Genomic DNA, 7,736 nt, shown 5'->3' with positions numbered 1-7,736 from the left:
CGCCTCGACATGTGGGGCAGCCGGCGTCTGGGGCGCCGGCGTCGGCGCGGTGGGCGTGCCGGTGGAGGCGGGCTTGGCCGCCGCGGCGGCGCCGCCGGCGGCAATCGTGCCGAGCACCGCGCCCGGTCCGACCTCGGCGCCCTCATTCGCGGCGATCGCCTCGATCACGCCGCCGGCGGGCGCGTTGACCTCGACGGTCACCTTGTCCGTCTCGAGCTCGACCAGCGGCTCATCCGCCGCCACGGCCTCGCCGGCCTTCTTCAGCCAGCGCGCCACGGTGGCGCTGGACACGCTCTCCCCGAGGGGAGGGACAAGGATCTCCGTCATCTCCGTTCCGTCCTGTGCCTGCCCGCCTGCCTCAGCTCAGACCGAGAGCTTCGCGGACCAGGGCTTCCTGTTGCTGCTGGTGGATCTTGGCAAGGCCGGTGGCCGGGCTTGCTGCCTCAATGCGGCCGACATAGCGCGGCCGCTTCGCCTTGATGTCGAGCCCTTCGAGCACGCGCTCGATCCGGCGGTCGACGAAGGTCCAGGCGCCCATGTTCTCGGGCTCCTCCTGGCACCAGACGACGTCCGCGTTGCGATAGGGCGCGAGCGCCTTGCCGAGGCTCTGCTGCGGAAAGGGGTAGAGCTGTTCCAGCCGGACGATGGCGACGTCCTTCACGCCCTTGTCGCGGCGTTCCTGCAGCAGGTCGTAGTAGACCTTGCCGGTGCACAGCACGACGCGCTTCACCTGCTCGTCCGGCGCGATCGCGTCGATCTCCGGGATCACGTACTGGAAGGCGCTGCCCGGGCCGAAATCGGCCAGCGAGGAGACCGCCAGCTTGTGGCGCAGCAGCGACTTCGGCGTCATCAGCACCAGCGGCTTGCGGTAGTTCGCCTTCAGCTGGCGGCGCAGCGCGTGGTAGTAGTTGGCCGGCGTCGTCAGGTTGCCGACGCGCATGTTGCGCTCCGCGCAGAGCTGCAGGTAGCGCTCCAGCCGGGCGGAGGAATGCTCCGGCCCCTGGCCCTCGTAGCCGTGCGGCAGCAGCATCACCAGGCCGGACATGCGCAGCCACTTGGTCTCCGCGCTGGCGATGAACTGGTCGATGATGACCTGCGCGCCGTTGGCGAAGTCGCCGAACTGCGCTTCCCACAGCACCAGGGTGCGCGGGTCGGCGAGGGAATAGCCGTATTCGAAGCCGAGCACGCCAAACTCGCTCAGCAGGGAGTTGAACGCCTCGAAGCGCGGCTGCCCGGCGCGGATGTTGTTCAGCGGCACGTATTCGGCCTGCGTCTTCTGGTCGATCAGGTAGACGTGGCGGTGGCTGAAGGTCCCGCGCTGCACGTCCTCGCCCGAGAGGCGCACGCGGTGGCCTTCCAGCAGCAGCGTGCCGAAGGCCAGCGCCTCGCCGGTGGCCCAGTCCAGGCCCTCGCCGCCCTCGATCGCCTGCTTCTTCTGCTCCAGCTGGCGGGCGATCTTCGGGTTGATGTTGAACTCGGGCGGCACGCGGGTCAGCGCGGCGCCGACCTCGCGCAGCGTGTCGAGGCCGACGGCGGTCTCGTGCAGCTTCTCGACCTCCTCGCCGACGGCGACGGCCTTCAGCCCGGACCAGTGGCCTTCCAGCCAGTCGGCCTTGTTCGGCTTGAAGGACTGCGCGGCCTGGAAGGCGTCCTCCAGCGTGGCGTTGAAGGCATCGAGCATCGCCTTCGACTCCGCGGCGGGGATGCTGCCTTCCTTCGCCAGCCTCTCGGCATAGAGGGTGCGCGTGGTGCGCATCTCCTTGATGCGGCCGTACATGATGGGCTGGGTGAAGGCCGGCTCGTCCGTCTCGTTGTGGCCGTGCCGGCGGTAGCAGACGATGTCGAGCACGATGTCGGCGCCGAACTGCATGCGGAACTCGGCCGCCATCCTGGCGCAGAACACCACCGCTTCCGGGTCGTCGCCGTTCACGTGCAGGATGGGCACCTGGATGCTCTTCGCGACGTCGGTGCAGTAGAGGCCCGAATAGGCGTGGGCCGCGACGGTCGTGAAGCCGATCTGGTTGTTGGTGACGATGTGGATGGTGCCGCCGGTGCGGTAGCCGATGAGCTGGCTCATCGCCAGCGTCTCATAGACCACGCCCTGGCCGGCGAAGGCGGCGTCGCCGTGCAGCGTGATGCCCATGACGCTGCGGCGCGCCTTGGTGTCGCCCGCCATGTCCTGCCGCGCGCGCACCTTGCCGACCACCACCGGGTCCACTGCTTCCAGGTGGCTGGGGTTCGGCTGCAGCGAGAGATGCACCATGCGCCCGGCGATCTCGATGTCGGTCGAGGTGCCGAGGTGGTACTTCACGTCGCCCGAGCCCTGCACGTCCTCCGGCTGGGCGGCGATGCCCTTGAACTCGCTGAACACGGCCGCGAAGGGCTTGCGCAGCACGTTGACCAGCACGTTGAGCCGGCCGCGATGCGCCATGCCGATCGTCACCTCGTTCACGCCGAGGCCGGCGGCCACCTCGATCACCGTCTCCAGCGCGGGGATGGTGCTCTCGCCGCCTTCCAGGCCGAAGCGCTTGGTGGTGGCATATTTCTTCGCGCAGAAGGCCTCGAAGCCCTCGGCCTCGGTCAGCTCCTGCAGGATGCGGGTCTTGGCGGCCTTGTCGAAGCCGTTGAGCCAGGGCGCGCCCTCGATCCGGCGCTGGATCCAGGACTTCTGGTCGGGGTCCTGGATGTGCATGAACTCGACGCCGATCGAGCCGCAATAGCTGGCGCGGCAGATCGCCAGGATCTCGCGCAGCGTGGCGTATTCCTTGCCCAGCACGAAATCCAGGAAGATCGGCCGGTCCATGTCGGCTTCGGTGAAGCCGTAGGTCGCCGGGGTCAGCTCCGCATGCGGGTTGACCTTCTGCAGGCCGAGCGGGTCGAGCTGGGCTTCCAGGTGGCCGCGCACGCGGTAGCTGCGGATCAGCATCAGCGCGCGGATGGAATCCAGCACCGCGCGCTGCGCGGCCGCCTTGTCCATCGTGTCGGTCTTCGGCATCACCGGGGCGGCGGCGGCCTTGCCGTCCTTTTTCGGGGCCGGCGGCGGCTCCGGGTCCGGCCCGAAGCGGCCCCGGGTGCGCGGCGCCCAGCTGGCGCCGGAGGCATCCTCCAGCACGGCGCGCGCCTCGTCGTTCAGGGCGCCGAAGAGCTCGGCGAAGGAAGGATCGACGCTGTCCGGCTTCTCGGCCCAGCGGGCGTAGAGGTCCGCGAGGAAGGCGGCATTCGCCCCCGACATGGCGCTCGCGAGGATGTCCACTCCGGCCATTGTGTCCTCCTCGGCGGCGCCGGCCTGGCTGCCGCCGGTTTTCCTCAACCGCTTTTTTTCCCGGGGAACAACCCGGATACGCGACCGCCCCCAACCGGGGGCGGCCTCAAGGCACGAACATAGGCGGAAGGCCGCGGTCTTGGCAGACCCCCTGGCCGCGCGGCCGCGGGGGGTCCGGCATGCGCCCTTCCGGAGCGTTAGGCGCCCAGCGCCTTCACCATGGTGGACCCCAGCGAGGAGGGGCTGTCGGCCACCTTGATCCCGGCGGAGGCCATCGCCTCCATCTTCGCCGCGGCGGTGTCCTTGCCGCCCGAGATCACCGCGCCCGCATGGCCCATGCGGCGGCCCGGGGGCGCGGTGGCGCCGGCGATGAAGCCGACCACCGGCTTGTTCGGCTTGCCGGGGCCGAAATTCTCCTTGCGGAGGAACTCGGCGCCGACGACCTCGGCCTCGCCGCCGATCTCGCCGATCATGATGATGGACTTCGTCTCGTCGTCCTTGAGGAACATCTCCAGCACGTCGATGAAGTCGAGGCCCTTCACCGGGTCGCCGCCGATGCCGACGCAGGTGGACTGTCCGAGGCCGGCCGCGGTGGTCTGCGCCACCGCCTCATAGGTCAGCGTGCCAGAGCGGGACACGATCCCGACCGAGCCGCGGCGGTGGATGTGGCCGGGCATGATGCCGATCTTGCAGGCGTCGGGCGTGATGACGCCCGGGCAGTTCGGCCCGACCAGCAGCGACTTCGAGCCCTGCAGCGCGCGCTTCACCTTCACCATGTCCAGCACCGGGATGCCTTCGGTGATGCAGATGATCAGCGGCACCTCGGCGTCGATCGCTTCCAGGATCGCGTCGGCGGCGAAGGGCGCGGGCACGTAGATGACGCTTGCATTGGCCTGCGTCGCGGCAACGCATTCGGCCACCGTGTTGAACACCGGCAGGTTCAGCTCGGGGTGCATCGTGCCGCCCTTGCCCGGCGTCGTGCCGCCCACGTAGTTGGAGCCGTAGGCGATGCCCTGGCTGGCGTGGAAGGTGCCCTGGGCCCCGGTGAAGCCCTGGGTCATGACGCGGGTGTTCTTGTCGACCAGAACGGCCATGGCTCAGGCCCCCTTAACCGCCGCGACCACCTTCTGGGCGGCGTCGGCCAGGTTGTCGGCCGCGATGATCGCGAGCCCGCTGTCGGCCAGGATCTTCTTGCCCAGCTCCACATTCGTCCCTTCCAGGCGCACGACCAGCGGCACCTTCAGGGACAGGTTCTTCGACGCCTCCACGATGCCGGTGGCGATCATGTCGCACTTGGCGATGCCGCCGAAGATGTTCACCAGGATCGCCTTCACGTTCGGGTCGCTGGTGATGATGCGGAACGCCTCCGTCACGCGCGCGGCATTCGCCGTGCCGCCAACGTCGAGGAAGTTCGCCGGGCTGCTGCCGTAGAGCTTGATGATGTCCATCGTCGCCATGGCGAGGCCCGCGCCGTTCACCATGCAGCCGATCTCGCCATCCAGCGCGACGTAGTTCAGGTCGTTCTGGACCGCGTCGAGCTCCTTCGGATCCATCTCGCTGTCGTCGCGCAGCGCTTCCAGGTCCTTGTGGCGAAACAGCGCGTTGTCGTCGAAGGACACCTTGGCGTCGAGCGCGACGATCTCGCCCTTGCCGGTGACGACCAGGGGGTTGATCTCCACGATCGCGCAGTCGAGCTCGAGGAAGGCGCCGTACAGGCTGGTGACGAACTTCGTGAAGCTCGTCACCTGCTTGCCTTCCAGGCCGAGCCCGAAGGCCAGCTTGCGGGCGTGGAAGCCGGAGATGCCGGAAGCCGGGTCCACATGGACCTTCAGGATCTTCTCGGGGTGGTGCGCCGCCACCTCCTCGATCTCCATGCCGCCTTCGGTGGAGGCCATGATGACCACGCGGGAGGTGTCCCGATCGACCAGCAGGCCGAGATAGAGCTCGCGCTTGATGTCGCAGCCGTCCTCGACATAGACGCGGGAGACGACCTTGCCCTGCGGGCCGGTCTGCTTGGTGACCAGCGTCTTGCCGATCATCGCCTCGGCGGCGGCCTTCACGTCCTCGACGGACTTGACGACGCGCACGCCGCCCTTGCCGTTCGGGTCTTCCTTGAAGCGGCCCGCGCCGCGGCCGCCGGCATGGATCTGCGACTTCACGACATAGACGGGGCCGGGCAGCTTCCTCGCGCCCGCCACCGCCTCGTCCGCCGTCCAGGCGACATGGCCGTCCAGGACCGCCACGCCGTAGCGGCGCAGCAGCTCCTTGGCCTGGTACTCGTGGATGTTCATCCGGCTGGTTCTCCGGTCAGAGGGGGGCGAGCCGGAGGCCCGCGGCCCCCGACCGGCCGGAGTGGAAGGGGCTCAGACGCCGAGCTTCTTGAAGTCCTCGATCAGCTTCTTCACGGCGTCGCACGACTTGTCGAAGGCGGCCTTCTCCTCCGGCGTGAACTGCACCTCGAGGATGCGCTCCACGCCGTTGGCGCCGATCACCACGGGGACGCCGACATAGAAGTCCTTCTGGCCGTACTCGCCGTTCAGCAGGACGGCGCAGGGGAGCACGCGCTTCTTGTCGAGGAGGTAGCTCTCCGCCATCGCGATCGCGCTGGCGGCGGGCGCGTAGAAGGCGGAGCCCTTCTCCAGCAGCTTCACGATCTCGCCGCCGCCATTCGCGGTGCGGGTGACGATGGCGTCGATCTTCTCCTGCGTGGTCCAGCCCATCTTCACCAGGTCCGGCACCGGCACGCCGGCGACGGTGGAGTAGCGGGTCAGCGGCACCATGGTGTCGCCATGGCCGCCGAGCACGAACGCGGTCACGTCCTCCACGCTCACGCCGAATTCCTGCGCGAGGAAGAGGCGGAAGCGCGCGCTGTCCAGCACGCCGGCCATGCCGACGACCTTGTTCGCCGGCAGGCCGGACTTCTGCTGCAGCACCCACACCATCACGTCGAGCGGGTTGGTGATGCAGATGACGAAGGCGTTCGGGGCGTAGGTCTTGATGCCCTCGGCGACCTGGCCGATGACGCCGGCGTTCTTGGTCAGCAGGTCGTCGCGGGTCATGCCGGGCATGCGGGGAAAGCCGGCGGTGACGATCACCACGTCCGCGCCCGCGATGGCGCTGTAGTCGCCGGCGCCGACCATGTGGCTGTCGAAGCCGTCCACCGGGCCGGACTGCATGATGTCCAGCGCCTTGCCCGCGGCCACGCCCGGGAAGACGTCGAACAGCACGACGTCGCCGAGTTCCTTCAGGCCGATCAGGTGGGCAAGCGTGCCGCCGATGTTGCCGGCGCCGACGAGGGCGATCTTCTTGCGGGCCATGCGCGGTCCTCAACCTGGCCCGGCCCGCGCGGAGCGGCGGTGGTCCCGGGCACGTCGTTTTTCAAGGGCGGGAGCCGCCCGGCGGGTTCCTACTCCCGCGGTGCAGCAAGGGCAAGGCGGGGCCGCTCTTGCATGGACCTGACGCCCCTGGACCGAGCTTCTCCGTGAAGCCCATTGCTCTCGCCCCCGAATCGATGTCACATTCGCAAGTTAAAATATAAACCGTTGGAGGACCGCCATGTCCATCCAGGAAGACCTGCGGACAATCCTGCGGACAAAGGGAGCGCGCATCATCTTCGGCAGTCGTGCCGGCGCGCCGATCCACCCGACCGACGGTGGGCTGGAAGAGCTTGGCTTCATCAAGCCGAACCGCCGCATGGCCCAGATCATGCTGTGGCCTGCGCGGTCGCCGCCGGAGATCGAGATCCGATATGCGGCAGACGATGATGCCGCGGCAAATGGGATCGTCGTGGATTGGGTGGAGCAGAAGGCGACCTATGGCATACTGACGCGGCTGCCGGGCTTCGTGTTCACCGCCCGGCTTGGCGCCTGCCGGTCTTACCTGTTGCGTGACCACCGTGATCACCCCGGCTGCATCATCGGCGCGCACGGGCATCAAGGTACGCAGGGCGGGGCGCTGTTGATCTGCGACCCGGTGGATTATTTCCTGTCGCGCGGATCGAAGGAAATCTGGGAATTCCACAGCAAGGGGCTGTTCGGGAAGCCTGTGGCCAACAAGACCACTTTCGGCGCGACGCTCTGCTATGTCGATGCCGCCACGGCCTACTGCTTTGCGTTCGCATACATCGAACGCACCCACGGTCTGCAGGTCGTCGAACTCGTCAAGCACGGCAAGAAGGACCTGGCGGAGATCGCGGACTGGCGACGGGCCTCGGTCGCCGAATAGCCCGTCGGACAGCCGCGCGCCGCGAGGACCGCTCGCGCGGCGCGGCGCTGCGCCACGCCTACAGCGGCATGCAGCGCACCACGTCGTCGTGGCCGCGGGCGAGCGTCGCGAAGGTGCCTTCCGGGCATTCGCGCTGCGCGTAGTTCGCGGTCGGCAGGCCGGCCTGCCAGCCGGCGACGCTGCTGCGCGCGCCGCCGCAGACCAGGCGGCCGTTCCGCCGCGTGCAGCTGCTTGCCATGGCGTCGCGCGG

At 68.6% G+C, this 7,736-nt stretch carries 6 protein-coding genes and 1 pseudogene; 1 reads left to right on the top strand and 6 read right to left on the bottom strand.

From position 1 onward, the window contains the following. The 5 genes from OZN99_RS20515 to mdh all read right to left on the bottom strand — a co-directional run. Positions 1–327, bottom strand: a 327-nt coding sequence (locus OZN99_RS20515) for a biotin/lipoyl-containing protein (RefSeq protein ID WP_333779753.1), incomplete at its 3' end; no start/stop codon positions are given. A gap of 31 nt (positions 328–358) precedes the next feature. Continuing rightward, entirely contained in the window at positions 359–3,262 is a 2,904-nt protein-coding gene (locus OZN99_RS20510; protein ID WP_270937117.1) for a 2-oxoglutarate dehydrogenase E1 component, read from the bottom strand. Positions 3,263–3,459: 197 nt separating this feature from the next. Beyond that, the gene (gene sucD / locus OZN99_RS20505) at positions 3,460–4,356 is read right to left on the bottom strand and encodes a succinate--CoA ligase subunit alpha (protein ID WP_270937116.1); all 897 of its coding nucleotides are present in this window, start codon (positions 4,354–4,356) and stop codon (positions 3,460–3,462) included. A gap of 3 nt (positions 4,357–4,359) precedes the next feature. Continuing rightward, positions 4,360–5,553 carry an ADP-forming succinate--CoA ligase subunit beta gene (gene sucC / locus OZN99_RS20500; RefSeq protein ID WP_270937115.1) on the bottom strand — a complete coding sequence of 398 codons (1,194 nt, stop codon included), beginning with the start codon at positions 5,551–5,553 and terminating at the stop codon, positions 4,360–4,362. Between the two features lie 72 nt (positions 5,554–5,625). Next, the gene (gene mdh / locus OZN99_RS20495; RefSeq protein ID WP_270937114.1) at positions 5,626–6,579 is read right to left on the bottom strand and encodes a malate dehydrogenase; all 954 of its coding nucleotides are present in this window, start codon (positions 6,577–6,579) and stop codon (positions 5,626–5,628) included. Positions 6,580–6,817: 238 nt separating this feature from the next. Here mdh and OZN99_RS20490 point away from each other — a divergent pair, with 238 nt between their 5' ends. Further along, positions 6,818–7,486, top strand: coding sequence for a hypothetical protein (locus OZN99_RS20490; protein WP_270937113.1), 669 nt, complete (start codon positions 6,818–6,820; stop codon positions 7,484–7,486). 58 nt (positions 7,487–7,544) lie between these two features. On the opposite strand, the pseudogene OZN99_RS20485 reads toward OZN99_RS20490, so the two are convergent. Next, positions 7,545–7,736: pseudogene (locus tag OZN99_RS20485) on the bottom strand (hypothetical protein); the annotation flags it as partial.

The organism is Falsiroseomonas oryzae (assembly GCF_027856955.1).
Lineage (GTDB): Bacteria > Pseudomonadota > Alphaproteobacteria > Acetobacterales > Acetobacteraceae > Falsiroseomonas > Falsiroseomonas oryzae.
Note: the sequence above shows the minus strand (reverse complement) of the source record. Positions and strands in the feature narration are given on the sequence as shown.

What these genes read in the sequence shown, in the direction of transcription:
- OZN99_RS20510 (WP_270937117.1), bottom strand. Translation starts at nt 3,262, where the DNA reads ATGGCCGGAGTGGACATCCTCGCGAGCGCCATGTCGGGGGCGAATGCC.
- sucD (WP_270937116.1), bottom strand. Translation starts at nt 4,356, where the DNA reads ATGGCCGTTCTGGTCGACAAGAACACCCGCGTCATGACCCAGGGCTTC.
- sucC (WP_270937115.1), bottom strand. Translation starts at nt 5,553, where the DNA reads ATGAACATCCACGAGTACCAGGCCAAGGAGCTGCTGCGCCGCTACGGC.
- mdh (WP_270937114.1), bottom strand. Translation starts at nt 6,579, where the DNA reads ATGGCCCGCAAGAAGATCGCCCTCGTCGGCGCCGGCAACATCGGCGGC.
- OZN99_RS20490 (WP_270937113.1), top strand. Translation starts at nt 6,818, where the DNA reads ATGTCCATCCAGGAAGACCTGCGGACAATCCTGCGGACAAAGGGAGCG.